Genomic DNA, 16,905 nt, shown 5'->3' with positions numbered 1-16,905 from the left:
CACTTCCACCACAAGCCCCATGTTTGCCCAAGCCCTCTCGAGCCGGCTCGACCGGCGCGGCGTCCATTACGCGTGGATCGTCGCAGCCATCACGTTCTGCGTGATGCTGACCACCGCGGCCGCGCTCGGCCTGCCCGGCGCGTTCCTCAAGCCAATGACCACAGAAATGGGCTGGAGCACCGATCAGGTGTCGTCGATCCTGGCGTTCCGTTTTGCGCTGTTCGGCCTGATGGCGCCGTTCTCGGCGATCCTGATGGAGCGCTTCGGCGTGCGCCATGTCGTGTGCGCGGCGCTGGCGCTGATTGCGGGCGGCATGGCGCTGGCCACCGTGTCCACGCAGCTCTGGCAGTTGTTCATCGCGTGGGGACTAATGCTTGGCGTCGGCTCGGGCCTGACCGCGCTGGTGCTGGCCGCAGTGGTCGCCAATCGGTGGTTCACCGCGCGTCGCGGTCTGGTGATCGGGCTACTGACCGCCAGTTCCGCTACGGGACAACTGGCCTTCCTACCGGTGGCCGCGTGGCTGATCGAACATATGGGGTGGCGCGTGGCCGTGCTGCCGGTGCTTGCCGCGTGTGGCGCATTGGCGCTGGTGGTGCTGGGGTGGATGCGCAACCGGCCGTCCGACGTGGGCCTGGCGCCGTTTGGCGAGTTGCCGCCGCTGGCATCGGCCCCGCAGCCGCCGGCTGCCGCGCCAGCGCCGCTGTCCTGGCGCGGCCCGTTCGTGGTGTTGCGCGATGCCGCGCGCACGCAGACGTTCTGGATTCTGGCGGGCACCTTCTTCATCTGCGGGCTCTCTACCAACGGCCTGATCCAGACGCACTTCATATCGCTGTGCGCCGATTTCGGCATGTCGGCCGTACCGGCTGCGTCGGCGCTGGCGAGGATGGGCGCGTTCGACTTCATCGGCACCATCCTGTCGGGCTGGCTGTCGGACCGCTACGACAGCCGCAAGCTGCTGTTCTGGTACTACGCGCTGCGCGGGCTTTCGCTGTTCTGGCTGCCGCACTCGGAGTTCACGCTTTACGGCCTGTCGTTGTTCGCGATGTTCTATGGACTGGACTGGATCGCCACCGTGCCGCCAACGATCAAGCTGGCGGGCAGCACCTTCGGACGCGAGCGCGCGCCAATGGTGTTTGGCTGGATCTTCGCCGCACACCAGATCGGCGCGGCGACTGCGGCGTTTGGCGCGGGGCTTTCGCGCACGTTCTGGCTGACCTATTCGCCCGCGCTGTACGTGGCCGGCGCCGCGTGCCTGGTGGCCGCACTGCTGGCGCTGATGGTGCGCCGCGTCAGCCCGGCGGGGGCGCCGCAAGGTCCGCAGCCGAAGCCGCAGGCATGATCCACTGGCGTTCCCGGCTTTCCGCCAGGAATGCCTCGATCAGTGCGGCGGTCGGCGCCCGCTTGAGCGCCGACTGCCGCACCAGCGCGCCAATCTCTCGATAGAGCGGCGCGCCGGGCATCGGCACCTCCTGGATATTGGTCGTCTGCCGCAACGGCACCAGCGCCGATGGAATGATCGCGCAGCCCAATCCCTCGCCAACCATTTGCAGGATCACCGCGGGCTCGTCCAGTTCCATGCCCTCGCGCACCCACAAGCGGTGCCGGCGCAGGTAGCGATCGACCAGTTGGCCGCCGGTGGAATGGCGGTTGTAGCGGATAAACGGCACGCTCTGCAGCAGCGTTTTCAGGTCGGACGGCGCGCCTGTCGGTGCCACCGCCACAAAGCGCTCCTGAAGCAGCGGCACCCACTTCAGGTCGGTTGGGATGCCCAGGCGCGGCTTCACCAGAACCGCGATGTCCAGCTCGCGTGCGTCCACCTGGGTCAGCAATTGCGTCGACATGCCCGGAACGATATTGACGTGCGTATCGGGATACGCGACGCGAAAGCGCTGCATCGCGCGCGGCAGCAGGCTGGCCTGCACCGTCGACACCGCGCCCAGGTCCAGCGGCGCCGTATCCCGCTCGCGCGATCCCTTCATTGCTTCGTAGATCGACACGATGCGCGTGGCGTCGGCCAGCATCTGGCGGCCCTCTTCGCTCAGCGTTACCGATTTGCCGGAGCGCTCGAACAGCGTGCAACCCAGATCGTCCTCGAGCCGGCGAATCTGCGTGCTGACGGCGGACTGGGTCAGCCCCAGCCGCGCACCGGCGGCAGAAAACGAGCTGGTCTCGGCGGCAATCAGAAAAGTCTTGAAATAGCGGATCACGGTAGGGGCAAGGGACGGGTCGCGGCGCCAGAAGGGTGTCCCCCGGCTCCGCGCCAAGCGCCAAGCGCCAGAGGCGCAAGCATCGAAATTTTCGATGCTCAGTCAAAAAATGATTCGTTTCATATTACGAGTTCTGCTGATTACAATCAACGACACCGTGTTTGACTGCTTTCACGAGAGACTCTGAAGCCATGAGCGCCACCCCACTGTTCCACCTCGCCTTCCCCGTTCACGATCTTGCCGCCGCGCGCCAGTTCTACGGCGACCTGCTGGGCTGTCCCGAGGGCCGCAGTTCCGACGCCTGGGTCGATTTCGACTTCTACGGCCATCAGGTCGTGGCGCATCTGTCGCCGGACGAGTGCGGCCATCGCGCCACCAGTGCGGTGGACGGTGACAACGTGCCGGTGCGGCATTTCGGCGCGATCCTGTCGATGGCCGAATGGGAACGTCTGGCCGACAAGCTGCGCGCCGCCGGCACGCAATTCGTGATCGAACCGCATGTGCGTTTCAAGGGCCAGGTAGGCGAGCAGGCCACCATGTTCTTTCTCGACCCATCGGGCAACGCCCTCGAATTCAAGGCGTTTGGCGACCTGAGCCAGGTCTTCGCCAAATAATCCGCAGGTTTCACCGCCCCACCGTTCCACTGAAAACCAGAGCAAGCCATGACCGATTTCGTGATCGACCCGCCCGCGCAGCCCAGCGTCGCCGTTGCCGGCAGCACCGCCCGCTTTCCGATTCGCCGCGTATTCTGCGTCGGACGCAACTACGCCGCGCATGCGCGCGAGATGGGCAAGGACCCGGATCGCGAGCCGCCGTTCTTTTTCACCAAGCCCGCCGATGCGGTGGTGCCGGCCGAGGGCACGGTGCCCTACCCCCCGCTTACGGAAAACCTCCATCACGAGATCGAACTGGTGGTGGCCATCGGCAAGGGCGGCGCCAATGTCAGCGCGGCACAGGCGCTGGATCTGGTGTGGGGCTATGGCGTCGGGGTGGACCTGACGCGCCGTGACCTGCAGGACGTGGCCAAGAAAATGAGCCGCCCCTGGGACTGGTCGAAGTCGTTCGACGCTTCGGGCCCATGCGGACCGCTGCAGCCGGTGTCGGCGGTCGGCCATCCGTCGAAGGGCGCGATCTGGCTGAACGTGAACGGTGAAACGCGCCAGAAGGGCGATCTCGACGAGCTGATCTGGCCCGTGGCCGATGTCATCGCCTACATCTCCGAAGCCATGACCTTGCAGCCGGGCGATCTGATCTTCACGGGCACGCCGGCCGGAGTGGGCGCGTTGAATCCGGGAGACACCGTGTCAGGCGGCGTTGAAGGTGTCGGAGAGATCACCTTCACGATCGGCAAGCGCTAGATTCCGACTTTTACGGCAGCCGCGTATCCCTAAAAAGCGCTGCGCGCCCCTGTCGGGGCCAGCGCTTTTTTTCAATAAATTCATAAACTTGCGAGGGATCTGAGGCGCGCGTAGCACCTTGCTCCACCCTTGCACATCGAAATTTCTCCAAATTTCCCTTGCCTATCTATCTAGTAGTAGATAATATTCAGGCCATGGACAGCGACATGCAGCAAACAGCAAGACGCGGCAGACGTTGATCCACGCAACAGAACCATGCAATACAAGTTGTTTGTCAGTACCGGTAGGCGGTCTTTTTTTTAGCCCCGACTATCTATCTAGCAGTAGATAGCAGCATCGGAAAGACGCCTGAAACGCAGCACAGACATCGGCCCCGCGATCCATACAGAACCGAGTCGCCAGGCCCATAAGGAGAGCATCATGAACGCCAAGAACATCCTCACCGCCGCCGCCCTCGCCGCCGCTTTCGTGACGGGCGCCGCCCAAGCCGCTCCCGCCGCCCAGAAGTCCGGCGAAGTCTACGGCTACAGCTACCGCGTGAATGACCAGCGCAACGCCTTCACCGACGGCGCACGCCAAGGCAAGTTCGACGCCTTCAGCGAAGGGGCACGCGTCGGCAAGGCCGATCCGTACAGCGATGGCGCGAAGGTCGGCAAGTTCGATCCGTACACCGACGGCGCCCGCATCGTGGCCGGTCTGGACCGCACCGGCGTGTCGGCAGAACCGTCGCGGAAGTTCGATCCGTACACCGACGGCGCGAAGGTCGGCAAGGCTGACCCTTACACCGACGGCGCCCGCATCGTGGCCGGCATGGACCGCACCGGCGTGTCGGCAGAACCGTCGCGCAAGTTCGATCCGTACACCGACGGCGCCAACGCCTGAGGCCGACAGGTTGCGACCCATTGCATACGGGCCGCAACCCCAACGACACCTGGAGTTTCATCATGACCTTGCGTGACAGTGCCCTGATACTGGGCGGCTGGCTCGTGCTCTGCCTGACTAGCGGGGCAGTGCTCTCGCTCGTTGCGCAGTCGTCGTCCCTGTAAGGGGCGTACGGCCAAAAACCGGAGGATCTCCGCCACAAGGCGAGAGATAGTTGCCATGAAAACGCATACCGTACGCGATCAACTGCTTGAGCACGCCTCCGTGCTGATTCGACAACGTGGTTACAACGGCTTCAGCTACCGCGATCTGGCGGAGCTGGTGGGCGTGAAGACCTCGAGCATTCACTACTACTTCCCGGCCAAGGACGATTTGGTGCTGGAAGTGGTGCGTCTGTACCGCGAACGCGCGCAGACGCGCCTCGCTGCCATCGACACCAGCCTGCCGCTGGTCGAACAGGCGCATCGGTATGTCGATCCGCTGCGCAACGGCATCGAGCTGAACCAGATCTGTCTGGCCGGCATGCTGTCCGCCGAAGTGCTGGCCTTGCCCGATTCGATCCGCAGCCTGCTGCAGGGGCACTTCCAGATGAATGAAGTGTGGATCGCCGGACTGCTGCACCGTGCCGAAATCGCGCGTGGGCAGCCGTATCCGGTGCCGCCGCCGGCGCTGGCCAAGGTGCTGTACGGCGCGATCCAGAACGGCATCATCACCGCGCGCATGTCTGGATCGACTGACCGTCTCGACGCAGCTGCGGACATGCTGGTGGGCGCGGTAAGCGGCAAATATTGCCTGAGCCGCGAAAGCGAAGCCGTGGCAGCCTGAAGATTTTTGCGGCGCCCCGGTTCAGGCGCCCGACGTCCGTCGTACCGCTCTCGCGGCGGACGTCCCTGATTTCTCCGACGCCGGGATCATTCCCGGCGCTTTTTTTGCCCGGATCATGTGGCGGCGGATTTCCTGGCAGAGACTTTTTTGGCCGCGGTTTTCTTCGCTGCGGTTTTCTTCGCTGCGGTTTTCTTTGCTGCGGGTCTTCTCGATGTCGCTGTTTTCGTCGGCGCTTTCGTCGCCGCTTTCCGCCCCGCTTCGCCCTGCCCCGCGCCTGAGGCGTCCACCTCGATGCGGACCCACGCCGGCGCGTGATCGCTGGCTCGTTCCTCGCCGCGCACCCATTTGTCGACGCCGGCATCGATCAGGCGCACCTGCGGCCCCAGCAGCAAATGGTCGATGCGCAGTCCCGAATTGGTCTGCCAATGCTGGCGAAAATAATCCCAGAACGTGTAGATGCGCTCGTCCGGATAGCGCGCGCGCAACGCGTCCGTCCAGCCCTGCGCCAGCAGACGCCGATAACATTCGCGGCTTTCGGGCTGCAGCAGCGCATCCTTGAGCCACGATCGCGTGTTGTAGATGTCGTCGTCGGTCGGCACCACATTGAAATCGCCCGCGATCACCACCGGATGGCCGCTATCGCGCAGCGTCGCCGCATGGGCGATCAAGCGCTCGAACCACGCCAGCTTGTAGTCGAACTTGGGGCCCGGCTGGGGATTGCCATTGGGCAGGTACAGGCAGGCCACCAGCACGCCTTCGACCGCCGCCTCCAGATAGCGGCTCTGCGAATCGTCGTCGGCGCCCGGCAGGCCGCGCCGAACTTCCACTGGGTCGGCGCCCTTGGCCAGAATCGCCACGCCATTCCACGACTTCTGGCCGTGCCAGATGGCGCCGTAACCGGCCGCACGGATCTCGTCGATCGGAAAGCCTTCGTCCACCGCCTTCAACTCCTGAAGACACGCGACGTCGGGCGATTCGCGCGCCAGCCACGTCAGCAGTGCCTGCAAGCGCGTGCGCACACCATTGATATTGAATGTGGCGATCTTCAGTGACTGCATGGCATGGCTCCGGGGTCGCGTCGGTATCCATCTTAAATATCTGCGCGGGGATTTCCTGTCGGTGTCCGATCACTGTATATTTATACAGTTCCGCCGCTCCCTCCATTTTTGCGACTTGTCCGCCACCTCCGTCTCCCTTCCCACGCCGCGCTACACGGTTGCCGTGCGAACGCTTTGCGAATTCACCGCCAAGGCGGGGGATCTCGACCTGCGTTTCACGCCGTCGCCGACCGGCCAGGAAGGCGTGGCCGGGCACGGCGTGGTCACCAGCCGGCGCGGTCCGGGCTACGAGGCGGAGGTTGCGTTGAGCGGCGATTTCAATGGCTTGCGCGTACGCGGCCGCGCCGACGGCTACAACCCCGTGACCAACCGGCTAGAGGAAATCAAGACCGTGCGCGGCGAGAAGGTGGCGGTGCCGGCCAACCATCAGGCGCTGCACTGGGCGCAGGCAAAGATCTACGGCTGGCTGCTGTGCGATGCCCGCGGCCTCGCGCAGATCGACATCGCCGTGGTGTATTTCGATATCGTCAGCCAGCGCGAGCGCGTGCTCAAGGAGCGCTTCGACGCGCCGGCGCTGCGCGCGTTCTTCGAGGACAGTTGCCAACGCTTCATGCAATGGGCCGAACGCGAACTCGCGCATCGCACCGGCCGCGACGCGGCGCTGCAGACGCTGGCGTTTCCGCATGCCACGTTTCGCGACGGACAGCGCCTGCTGGCCGAATCGGTCTACAAGGCCAACGCGTCGGCGCGCACCTTGCTGGCGCAGGCGCCCACCGGCATCGGGAAATCGATCGGCACCGTGTTTCCGGCGCTCAAGGCCATGCCGGCGCAACGCATCGACAAGCTGTTCTTTCTCTCGGCGCGCTCGACCGGCCGCGCCGTCGCCCTGCATGCCACCGCGCAATTGCGCGGCGATGCCGCGCGCACGCCGCTGCGCGTGATCGAGCTGATCGCCCGCGACAAGGCGTGCGAACACCCGGACCTTGCCTGCCATGGCGAATCGTGTCCGCTGGCGCGCGGCTTCTACGACCGCCTGCCCGCCGCGCGCGATGCGGCCAGCGCCGCGCCACTGCTGGACCGCGGCACGCTGCGCGAGATCGCCGCCGCGCACCAGATCTGCCCCTATTACCTGGCACAGGAAATGATCCGCTGGAGCGATCTGGTGGTGGCCGACTACAACTACTATTTCGATCGTAGTGCGATGCTGTTTGCGCTGACGGCCATGAACGAATGGCGCGTCAGCGTGCTGGTCGACGAAGCGCACAACCTGGTCGAGCGGGGACGCGCGATGTACACGGTCACGCTCGATCACGCCGCGTTTCGGGACGTGCGGCGCGGCGCGCCCGCTGCGCTCAAGCGGCCCATGGACAAGCTCTACCGCCAGTGGAACGCGCTGGCCAAGGCGAGCGACGACGCCTACGAAACGCGCTACGAAGAGCCGCCCGCCTTTGTCGAGACGCTTACGCAGCTGTGCAGCGCCATCGTCGATGACATGAGCGAACATCCGCAACGGCATGACGCCGCGCTGGAGCGCTTCTATTTCGACGCCATGCATTTTCTGCGGCTCGCCGAACAACTGACCGAATACGGCGGCAAGCACTCGATCTTCGACATCACGCGCACGCCGCGTACGCGCGCGGGCGTCGATGCGGCGCTGTGCGTGCGCAACCTGCTGCCCGCGCCGTATCTCGCGCCGCGCTTCGCGGGCGCGCATTCGACCACACTGTTTTCCGCCACGCTGCATCCCACCGACTACTACCGCAACCTGCTCGGGCTGCCCGCCAACACGGTGTGGATTGAAGTGCCATCGCCGTTCCGCGCCGATCAGCTCGACGTGCATGTGGCGCGCCATATTTCCACGCGCTACGGCCAGCGGCAACGTTCGCTGCCGGCGCTGGTGGGACTGATGGCCGAACAGTACGCGCGCCGGCCTGGCAACTACCTAGCGTTCTTCAGCAGCCACGACTACCTGCAACAGGCGGCGGCGCAGCTGGCGGCGCATCGACCCGACATCCCGCTATGGTTTCAGGCGCGCGGCATGACCGAAGCGGGGCAGGCGGCGTTTCTCGACGCGTTCGCACCGGGTGGACGCGGCATCGGTTTTGCGGTGCTGGGCGGCGTGTTCTCCGAAGGCGTCGACCTGCCGGGCGATCGCCTGATCGGCGCGTTCGTGGCCACGTTGGGGCTACCGCAGATCAATCCGGTCAACGAACGGCTGCGCGAGCGCATGGAGGCCGTGTTCGGCCAGGGCTACGACTATGCATATCTGTATCCGGGGCTGCGCAAGGTGGTGCAGGCGGCCGGCCGCGTGATCCGCACGCAGCAGGATCGCGGCGTGGTGTGGCTGATCGACGACCGCTACGCGCGCGCCGAGGTTCAGGCGCTTTTGCCGGCATGGTGGGAAATTTCTGCCATGCCGCCGCGCCACGCCAATCCGCTGGCACTGGCAGAATGACGCCTCGGGCCGCTGGCACGGCATTCGCGTGCCAGCCCATCAGACATCCGCGCATCCCATATCGACGGAGCCGCCAAGCCATGAGCATGACCCATACCTTTGCCGCAACCGAACCCACGCGCAGCGAGATCGATAGCCTGCGTGGCGCCACCGTGCTGGAATTCGGGACGCCGTGGTGCGGCTTTTGCCAGCGCGCGCAGCCATTGATCGAAACGGCGTTTGCCGAGCATCCCGAGATCGATCACATCAAGGTCGAGGACGGCAGCGGCCGGCCGCTGGGACGGTCGTTCCGCGTGAAGCTCTGGCCTACGCTGATTTTCCTGCGCGATGGCCAGGAAGTAGCGCGCGTGGTTCGCCCAAACGACAGCCGCGAAATCGTCGACGCGATGCAAGGCATCGCCGCCTGAGCGCCGGCGCAGCGCCATGGCGCGCTGCCGGTTACGTAATCCACGCGATTCGCTCCGGCCCGCGCCGATGGTGGATGCAAGCGACCAAGGCTGCGCCCTCACGGCTCCAGCGGCATCGCGCTGGTGCACTTGATTTCGTCGAGGCAGACGCTCGATTTCACGCCGCTCACGCCCGGGATGCGCATCAGAGTGTCGAGCAGGAAGTCCGATAGCGACTTCAAGTCCTTCGCCACCACCTTCAGCACGTAATCGATATCGCCGGTCACCGAGAAGCATTCCTGGATCTGCGCCAGTTCGGCCACCAGGCTCTTGAATTTGGACAGGTCGCGGATGTGGCCGCGCTCCATCGTCACGTGAATGAAGGCCGTCACCCCAAACCCCAGTGCAGTGCTGTCGAGCCGCGCCTCGTAGCGCTTGATGATGCCGCCCTCCTCCAGGCGCCGGTGCCGCCGCAGCGTCTGCGCCGGCGACAGGTTGATCGCCTCGGCCAGCTCCAGATTGGACGCACGGCCATGTTCCTGCAGCACGCCCAGCAAGCGGCGGTCCGTACGGTCCAGCTCGGTTTGATGCATCCTGATTTCCTTGAATAGCGATTCTGCGAAATTTTATCTCATATCCAAGGGTTTCCCTGCGTGCCTTACGAAATCCTATTTAGCGGCGCGGGTTCTACAATTTCCCCACGATGAGCCGCGGCACAAGCGTCTACCTCGCCACATCCGCCCCGGCCCCGCCGAAATATTATTTCTATTGCTACTCGCCCCCGCGCGCACTGACCATGGCCGATCTGTTTGAAAACCCGATGCAATTGATGGGCTTCGAATTTGTGGAATTCGCTTCGCCCACGCCCAACGTTCTCGAGCCGCTGTTCGAAAAAATGGGCTTCTCGCTGGTGGCACGCCATCGTTCAAAGGACGTGGTGCTGTATCGCCAGGGTGACATCAACTTCATCGTGAACAACGAGCCGCACAGCGAAGCCGCTTATTTCGCCGCCGAACACGGCCCCAGCGCCTGCGGCATGGCTTTCCGCGTCAAGGATTCGCACAAGGCCTACAACCGCGCGCTGATGCTGGGCGCCCAGCCGATCGAGATTGCAACCGGTCCGATGGAACTGCGCCTGCCTGCGATCAAGGGCATCGGCGGTGCGCCGCTGTATCTGATCGACCGCTTCGAAGACGGCAAGTCGATCTATGACATCGATTTCGAATTCGTCGAAGGCGCGGACCGCCGTCCGAAGGGCCACGGCTTGAAGGTGATCGACCACCTGACGCACAACGTCTACCGTGGCCGCATGGCGTACTGGGCCAACTTCTACGAACGCCTGTTCAATTTCCGTGAAATCCGCTACTTCGACATCCAGGGCGAGTACACGGGCCTGACCTCGAAGGCGATGACCGCGCCGGACGGCAAGATCCGCATTCCGCTGAACGAGGAGTCGTCCAAGGGCGCGGGTCAGATCGAGGAATTCCTGATGGCCTTCAACGGGGAAGGCATTCAGCACATTGCCTTCCTGGTCGACAACCTGATCGAAGTCATCGACAACCTGCAGATGGCGGGCGTCGAGCTGATGACCGCGCCGAACGACTACTACTACCAGGCGCTGGACACCCGCCTGCCCGGCCACGGCCAGCCGGTGGACCAACTGAAGTCGCGCGGCATCCTGCTCGACGGCACCACCGAGAACGGCAAGCCCCGCCTGTTGCTGCAGATTTTCTCGAAGGGCGTGCTCGGCCCGGTGTTCTTCGAATTCATCCAGCGCGCCGGCGACGATGGCTTTGGCGAAGGCAACTTCAAGGCGCTGTTCGAATCACTCGAACGCGACCAAATCGAGCGCGGCACGCTAAAGGTATGACCGCAACGGCCTGAAATTTTCCTCAGGCCAGCAGATTCTTCCGCTTTCCCCTGGTTGAGCCGGTATCCTTTCGGGTTGCCGGCGCAAACCCCTGCTGCCGGCGCTACCCGCGCTGGCGCATTTTCAAAGCGCCCACCCTGCAGAGGCTGTAGAGGCGCGTAGCCATTCCACGAGAATGGGTAGAGGACAGACACACTCCATGCATACTTCCGACCATACAGGCACGCTTCAGCGTGGCCTCAAGAATCGTCACATCCAGCTGATTGCGCTCGGCGGCGCCATCGGCACCGGGCTGTTCCTGGGCATCGCCCAAACCATCAAGCTTGCGGGTCCTGCCGTGCTGCTCGGCTACGCGGTGGCCGGCATCTTCGCGTTCTTCATCATGCGGCAACTGGGCGAGATGGTGGTGGACGAACCGGTAGCCGGATCGTTCAGCTACTTCGCCGACAAATACTGCGGCCACTTCGCCGGCTTCATGTCCGGCTGGAACTACTGGGTGCTCTACATCCTGGTCAGCATGGCCGAGCTGTCGGCCGTCGGCCTGTACGTCCAGTACTGGTGGCCCAACATCCCGACGTGGATGTCGGCGCTGGCCTTCTTTGTGATCATCAACGGCATCAACCTGGCCAGCGTGAAGTCGTTTGGCGAGATGGAATTCTGGTTCTCGATCATCAAGGTGGCGGCGATCGTCGGCATGATCGCCTTTGGCGGCTATCTGCTGGCGTCCGGGTCGGCCGGGCCGCAGGCCAGCATCGCCAACCTGTGGCAGCACGGCGGCTTCTTCCCGAACGGGTTCGGCGGCCTGGTGATGGCGATGGCGGTGATCATGTTCTCGTTCGGCGGGCTCGAACTGGTGGGCATCACCGCGGCGGAAGCCGACAACCCGGGCAAGAGCATCCCCAAGGCTACCAATCAGGTGATCTACCGCATCCTGATTTTCTATGTCGGCGCGCTGGCCGTGCTGCTGTCGCTGTATCCGTGGCAGAACGTCGTGACCGGCGGCAGCCCGTTCGTGCTGATCTTCCACGCGATGAACAGCGACGTGGTGGCGACTGTGCTGAACATCGTGGTGTTGACCGCCGCGCTGTCGGTGTACAACAGCGGCGTCTACTGCAACAGCCGCATGCTGCTGGGCCTGGCCCAGCAAGGCAACGCCCCGCGCGCGCTGATGCATGTGAACCGCCGCGGCATTCCGCTGACCGCGCTGGGCGTATCGGCCCTGGCCACTGGCATCTGCGTGCTGGTCAACTATTTCATGCCCGGCGAAGCGTTCGAATTGCTGATGGGCCTGGTGGTATCGGCGCTGATCATCAACTGGGCGATGATCAGCATCATCCACCTGATGTTCCGCCGCGCCAAGCGCGCCGCGGGCCAGACCACGGCATTCCGCAGCCTCGGCTATCCGCTGACCAACTACCTGACGCTGGCCTTCCTGGCGGGCATTTTGGTGGTGATGTTCCTGACACCGGGACTGCGCGTTTCGGTCTACCTGATTCCGGTCTGGCTGGCGGTACTTGGCGTAAGCTACGGCCTGCGGCAGAAAAACGCCGGTGCGGCGCAGCCGGCCGCCAGCGTGCAGGCGCGGTAAGCGTCGCTCGCATCGGCCAATCCTGCGCCTCTGCACAGCGCGGCCCGCCTGCATGACGGGCCGCCGCCCCCTTGAACTCTCGAAGCCCCCACGCACTCATGTTCGAACACATCGAAGCCTTCCCCGGTGACCCGATCCTCTCGCTGAACGAGGACTTCCAGCAAGATCCGCGTACCAACAAGGTCAACCTCAGCATCGGCATCTACTTTGACGACGAAGGCCGCCTGCCGGTGATGCAGGCCGTGGCCGAAGCCGAGGCCGCGCTGCTGTCCGACATGGGCCCGCGCCCCTATCTGCCGATGGCCGGCATCGCCGCCTATCGCCAGGCCGTGCAGGCGCTGGTGTTCGGCGAGGACTGCGCCGCGCGCGCCGAAGGCCGCATCGCCACGCTGCAGACGCTGGGCGGATCGGGCGCGCTGCGCGTGGGCGCCGACTTCCTCAAGCGCTATTTCCCCCGCGCCGAAATGTGGATTAGCGACCCAAGCTGGGAAAACCATCGCGTGGTGTTCGAACGTGCCGGGTTCAAGGTCAACACCTATCCGTACTACGACGCCGCCACCGGCGGACTCAAGTTCGACGCGATGCTCGCAGCGATCGAAGCCATTCCGCAAGGTGACGTCGTGCTATTGCACGCCTGCTGCCACAACCCGACCGGCGTGGACCTGAACGAGGACCAGTGGCGCCAGGTGATTGGCGTGCTCAAGGCACGCAAGCTGCTGCCTTTCGTCGACATGGCCTACCAGGGCTTCGGCACGGGCCTGGACGATGACGCCTTTGCCGTGCGCGAACTGGCGCGCCAGAACGTGCCGTGCCTGGTGGCCAATTCGTTCTCAAAGAATTTTTCGCTGTACGGTGAACGCTGCGGCGGTCTGAGCGTGGTGTGCCAGAGCGCCGATGAAGCCGGCCGCGTGCTGGGCCAGTTGACCGGTGCCGTACGCGCCAACTACAGCAACCCGCCCACGCACGGCGCGCGTGTGGTGGCCCGCGTGCTGACCACGCCGGCGCTGCGCAAGAGCTGGGAAGAAGAACTGGCCGCGATGTGCCAGCGCATCGCCCGCATGCGCCACGCCATCCACGACCAACTGCGCGCGCACGTCAGCGGCGAAAAGCTGTCGCGCTACATCACGCAGCGCGGCATGTTCACGTACACCGGACTGTCGGCCGATCAGGTCGATCGCCTCAGGAACGAACACGGCGTGTACGTGCTGCGCTCGGGCCGCATGTGCGTGGCCGGACTGAACGAGCGCAACGTAGGCGTGGTAGCCAATGCGATCGGCCAGGTATTGAAAGCCTGATTCCGCCCCGACGGATCCGCACGCGAAGAACCGCCCCACCGGGGCGGTTTTTTGTTGCCTGGGGAAAGTCGCGTCAACGCGCGGGACGTGCCTCGGGCTGGCTCACGGACGTTGCGCCCCTCTGCCGGCATCCGCGGTACGTCACTTTGATTCCGATGCGCTTCGACACGCCTTGGATAGCGTGAGCCTGCTTCACGCCTTGCCCAATGGCGGCCGCGACAGGTAGCCCGCCATATTGCACAGCTTGCCAAGTTCATCGGCCGCCTCGCACAACAGAGCCGAATATTCGTGGACTTTCGCGGCGGTCAGGCGCGTGCGCGGGCCCGCCAGGCTGATCACGCCGACACATCGGCTGCCGCGTCTGACCGGCACCGCCACGGCTGCCATGCGCGCTGCAAACACCTCGTCGATCATGGCGTAGCCGCGCACACGCGCTGCGTGCAGAAAACCAAGCAACGCCTTCAACGAGGTCGGCGCGTTGGGGCCGTACTCGTTTGGCTGGCCGAAACCCTGTTTCATCACCAGCGCCACGGCTTCCTCGTCCGACATCGTCATCAGCCACGCATGCCCCGTGGACGTACACGAAAGCCGCGCCGCAAGTCCCATGTCGGGGTCGTAGCGAAAGCCGGTGCGCTGTCCATCGGCTTTCGCCACCCAGATGATCGCGTCGCCATCCACCAGCGCCAGCCGCGCCAGCTCACCGGTCTGCGCGGCAATCCTTTCGATGATGGGCTGGGCGATGTCGGCAATACCGGTCAGGCTCAGGAATTCCAGCCCGTTCGATGTCATGCGCATGGTGAGGATGTAGCGGCTGTGATCGGGAATCTGCCGCACGTAGCCGCTCTCCGCGAGTTCGCCCAGCACCCGGTGGCAGGTGCTGCGCGGGACCTCCAGCGCGTCGGCAATGACCGCAAGCGCGGCGCCCTCGCCTTGGGACGCCAGGAAATCGAGAATCTTCAATCCGGTCTTCAACGACATATTTCACAATATGGAATGTTATTCCGGTCTGGAACGCCGCTTCGCGAGCGGTCGAACAATAGCAGTGCACGTAACCCGGAGCAATCGGGAACGATATCCACAAAAGAAAGGGGGAGACACCATGTCAGTCATTACTGACTCCAACATCGCTACGGCCGATGCGGCCGATCCGCGGCACGCCATGGCCCGGCGCGCCGTTGCCGGGGCCACCATCGGCACTGCGCTGGAGTGGTTCGATTTCGCGCTGTACGGCGTGGTCGCCGCGACGATCTTTCCGAAACTGTTCTTTCCGACGCTCGATCCGACCGCATCGCTGCTGGCCTCGCTGGCAAGCTTCTGGGCCGGCCTGGCCGCGCGCCCGCTGGGTGCCATCGTGTGCGGCATTCTGGGCGACCGGTGGGGACGCCGCAACCTGATGCTGATTACGGTGTCGGTGATGGGCGTGTCGTCGTTCCTGATGGGCCTGCTGCCCACCTATCAGCAGGTGGGCATCGTCGCGCCGATCCTGCTGGTCAGCCTGCGCATCGTCCAGGGCTTTGCGCTCGGCGGCGAATCCACGGGCGCGCAGTTGATGGCCGTCGAACACGCGTCGCCCGCGCGCCGCGGCATTTATTCCGGCCTGCTCGGCATCTGTTCGCCGCTCAGCCAGATCCTGGCCAATATGGCGCTGTTCGCGCTGGCCGCCATGCTGTCGGCAGAGGACTTCGAAACCTACGGCTGGAGAATTCCATTCCTGGCCAGCTTCCTGCTGGTTATCCTTGGCATCTACATCCGCATGCGGGTCAGCGAAACGCCTGCGTTCGAAGCGCTGCGCAAGCAGGCGCGCCAGCAGGGCCAGCGCGTGCGCGGCGGCAATCCGCTGGGCGTGGTGCTGCGCCACCACTGGAAGACCGCGCTGCGGCTCACGCTGTTCTTCTGCGGCCCGGCGGCGTTGTTCTACCTGATCGTGGTGTTCTCGCTGAGCTACCTGACCAAGAACCTCGGCGTGCCCAAGCAGACCGGCTTCATGCTGTTGATGGTGGCCAATGCGTGCGCCATCGTCGGCGCACTGGCCGGCGGCTATCTCAGCGACCGCATCGGACGCAAGCGCGCGCTGCTGGTCGGATCGTTCTGCACGCTGGTCTGCTGCCTGATCTATTTCCCCGTGCTGAACCAGGGATCGCTGGGGATGACCATGGCCGTGATGGGCGCGTTCCTCGGCTTCACGCAGTTCCAGAGCGGCATCCAGCCGGTGTGGTTTGCCGAGTCGTTTCCCACCGAGGCACGCTACACAGGATCGGCGCTGTCCTATTCGGGCGCCAACCTGCTGACCGGCGGCCCGATGCCGATCGTCGCGGTGGCCTTGCTGCAGGCATTTCACGGCTCGCCGTGGGCCATCGTGGCAGTGTGCGGGTCGCTCAATCTGCTGTCGTTCGTCATGATCGCCACCTCCCGCGAGACCCGCGGCACCAGCCTGGAAAGCAGCCACTAAACGGCAGGCGCCGCCACCGTCACCAAGTCCTCTCCATGAAGCGAAAACTCTACATCCTCAATGGTTCGAACCTGAACATGCTCGGTATCCGCGAGCCGCACATCTACGGCAGCACCACGCTCGGCGATATCGAGCGGCAATGCATGGCGATGGCCGACACGTTCAAGTTCGACTGCGTGTTCCGGCAGACCAACAGCGAAAGTGAGCTGATCGGCTGGATCCAGGAAGCGTATTTCGAGGATGCCGCGCTGATCATCAATCCGGCGGGCTTTTCTTTCGGACGCATTCCCGTGCTCGACGCGGTCAAGCTGATCCGCCGCCCGGTGGTCGAGGTGCACATCAGCAATATCCACCGGCGCTCGGAGGAATATCGCCACTCGACGATCTCCGTGGCGGCCACCGCCGTGATCTGCGGCGCGGGCGCCCATGGCTATCTGCTGAGCATCCGCGCGATCGACGACCTGTGGGCCGCAGCCGAACGGACGCAGCAGGCTGAATAGTCACCGCAGGAACCGAGGGCGCACGGCTCTCG

Annotated in this window: 15 protein-coding genes and 1 pseudogene; 12 read left to right on the top strand and 4 right to left on the bottom strand. The window is 64.4% G+C overall.

Annotated features, from left to right (window positions below; all coding sequences use genetic code 11):
- Positions 1-19: 19 nt before the first annotated feature.
- Positions 20-1,339 carry an MFS transporter gene (locus AC1RKI_RS14305; RefSeq protein ID WP_492795831.1) on the top strand — a complete coding sequence of 440 codons (1,320 nt, stop codon included), beginning with the start codon at positions 20-22 and terminating at the stop codon, positions 1,337-1,339.
- Here the strand turns inward: AC1RKI_RS14305 and AC1RKI_RS14300 are convergent.
- Positions 1,290-2,207 carry a LysR family transcriptional regulator gene (locus AC1RKI_RS14300; RefSeq protein ID WP_492795829.1) on the bottom strand — a complete coding sequence of 306 codons (918 nt, stop codon included), beginning with the start codon at positions 2,205-2,207 and terminating at the stop codon, positions 1,290-1,292. The genes AC1RKI_RS14305 and AC1RKI_RS14300 overlap by 50 nt on opposite strands.
- A 191-nt stretch (positions 2,208-2,398) precedes the next feature.
- Here AC1RKI_RS14300 and AC1RKI_RS14295 point away from each other — a divergent pair, with 191 nt between their 5' ends.
- From AC1RKI_RS14295 to AC1RKI_RS14280, 4 genes are all read left to right on the top strand, one after another.
- Positions 2,399-2,821 (top strand): VOC family protein, encoded by a 423-nt coding sequence (locus AC1RKI_RS14295; RefSeq protein WP_061957076.1) that lies wholly within the window; start codon positions 2,399-2,401, stop codon positions 2,819-2,821.
- Between the two features lie 48 nt (positions 2,822-2,869).
- Positions 2,870-3,565 (top strand): fumarylacetoacetate hydrolase family protein, encoded by a 696-nt coding sequence (locus AC1RKI_RS14290; RefSeq protein WP_251164577.1) that lies wholly within the window; start codon positions 2,870-2,872, stop codon positions 3,563-3,565.
- Between the two features lie 420 nt (positions 3,566-3,985).
- Positions 3,986-4,447 (top strand): copper resistance protein CopQ, encoded by a 462-nt coding sequence (locus AC1RKI_RS14285; protein WP_492795826.1) that lies wholly within the window; start codon positions 3,986-3,988, stop codon positions 4,445-4,447.
- Positions 4,448-4,666: 219 nt separating this feature from the next.
- Positions 4,667-5,272 carry a TetR/AcrR family transcriptional regulator gene (locus AC1RKI_RS14280; protein WP_061957079.1) on the top strand — a complete coding sequence of 202 codons (606 nt, stop codon included), beginning with the start codon at positions 4,667-4,669 and terminating at the stop codon, positions 5,270-5,272.
- Between the two features lie 278 nt (positions 5,273-5,550).
- On the opposite strand, the pseudogene xth reads toward AC1RKI_RS14280, so the two are convergent.
- A pseudogene (gene xth, locus AC1RKI_RS14275) lies at positions 5,551-6,330 on the bottom strand (exodeoxyribonuclease III); the annotation flags it as partial.
- A gap of 115 nt (positions 6,331-6,445) precedes the next feature.
- Here xth and AC1RKI_RS14270 point away from each other — a divergent pair.
- Both AC1RKI_RS14270 and AC1RKI_RS14265 read left to right on the top strand, forming a co-directional pair.
- The gene (locus AC1RKI_RS14270; protein ID WP_492795824.1) at positions 6,446-8,785 is read left to right on the top strand and encodes an ATP-dependent DNA helicase; all 2,340 of its coding nucleotides are present in this window, start codon (positions 6,446-6,448) and stop codon (positions 8,783-8,785) included.
- Between the two features lie 80 nt (positions 8,786-8,865).
- Positions 8,866-9,192 (top strand): thioredoxin family protein, encoded by a 327-nt coding sequence (locus AC1RKI_RS14265; protein ID WP_061957082.1) that lies wholly within the window; start codon positions 8,866-8,868, stop codon positions 9,190-9,192.
- A gap of 98 nt (positions 9,193-9,290) precedes the next feature.
- Here the strand turns inward: AC1RKI_RS14265 and AC1RKI_RS14260 are convergent, their stop codons facing one another.
- Positions 9,291-9,764: an Lrp/AsnC family transcriptional regulator gene (locus AC1RKI_RS14260; protein WP_061957083.1), complete on the bottom strand. Its 474-nt coding sequence runs from the start codon at positions 9,762-9,764 to the stop codon at positions 9,291-9,293.
- A 203-nt stretch (positions 9,765-9,967) separates the two neighbouring features.
- Here AC1RKI_RS14260 and hppD point away from each other — a divergent pair, with 203 nt between their 5' ends.
- From hppD to AC1RKI_RS14245, 3 genes are all read left to right on the top strand, one after another.
- The gene (gene hppD, locus AC1RKI_RS14255; protein ID WP_061957105.1) at positions 9,968-11,041 is read left to right on the top strand and encodes a 4-hydroxyphenylpyruvate dioxygenase; all 1,074 of its coding nucleotides are present in this window, start codon (positions 9,968-9,970) and stop codon (positions 11,039-11,041) included.
- Positions 11,042-11,240: 199 nt separating this feature from the next.
- The gene (locus AC1RKI_RS14250; protein WP_244788110.1) at positions 11,241-12,629 is read left to right on the top strand and encodes an amino acid permease; all 1,389 of its coding nucleotides are present in this window, start codon (positions 11,241-11,243) and stop codon (positions 12,627-12,629) included.
- A gap of 98 nt (positions 12,630-12,727) precedes the next feature.
- Positions 12,728-13,924: an amino acid aminotransferase gene (locus AC1RKI_RS14245; RefSeq protein ID WP_061957085.1), complete on the top strand. Its 1,197-nt coding sequence runs from the start codon at positions 12,728-12,730 to the stop codon at positions 13,922-13,924.
- A gap of 192 nt (positions 13,925-14,116) precedes the next feature.
- Here AC1RKI_RS14245 and AC1RKI_RS14240 read toward each other — a convergent pair whose 3' ends face one another.
- Positions 14,117-14,902 (bottom strand): IclR family transcriptional regulator, encoded by a 786-nt coding sequence (locus tag AC1RKI_RS14240; protein ID WP_061957086.1) that lies wholly within the window; start codon positions 14,900-14,902, stop codon positions 14,117-14,119.
- Positions 14,903-15,083: 181 nt separating this feature from the next.
- On the opposite strand from AC1RKI_RS14240, the gene AC1RKI_RS14235 reads away from it, so the two are divergent.
- Together AC1RKI_RS14235 and AC1RKI_RS14230 are read left to right on the top strand one after the other, a co-directional pair.
- A complete protein-coding gene (locus tag AC1RKI_RS14235) occupies positions 15,084-16,373 on the top strand; it encodes an MFS transporter (protein WP_150981448.1) in 1,290 nt (429 codons plus the stop codon).
- A gap of 35 nt (positions 16,374-16,408) precedes the next feature.
- A complete protein-coding gene (locus tag AC1RKI_RS14230) occupies positions 16,409-16,873 on the top strand; it encodes a type II 3-dehydroquinate dehydratase (RefSeq protein WP_150981419.1) in 465 nt (154 codons plus the stop codon).
- Positions 16,874-16,905: the final 32 nt, after the last annotated feature.

This window comes from Cupriavidus sp. GW822-FHT06G04 (assembly GCF_058799075.1).
The sequence above is the reverse complement of the archived record's forward strand: the minus strand, read 5'-3'. Positions and strand labels throughout refer to the sequence as shown.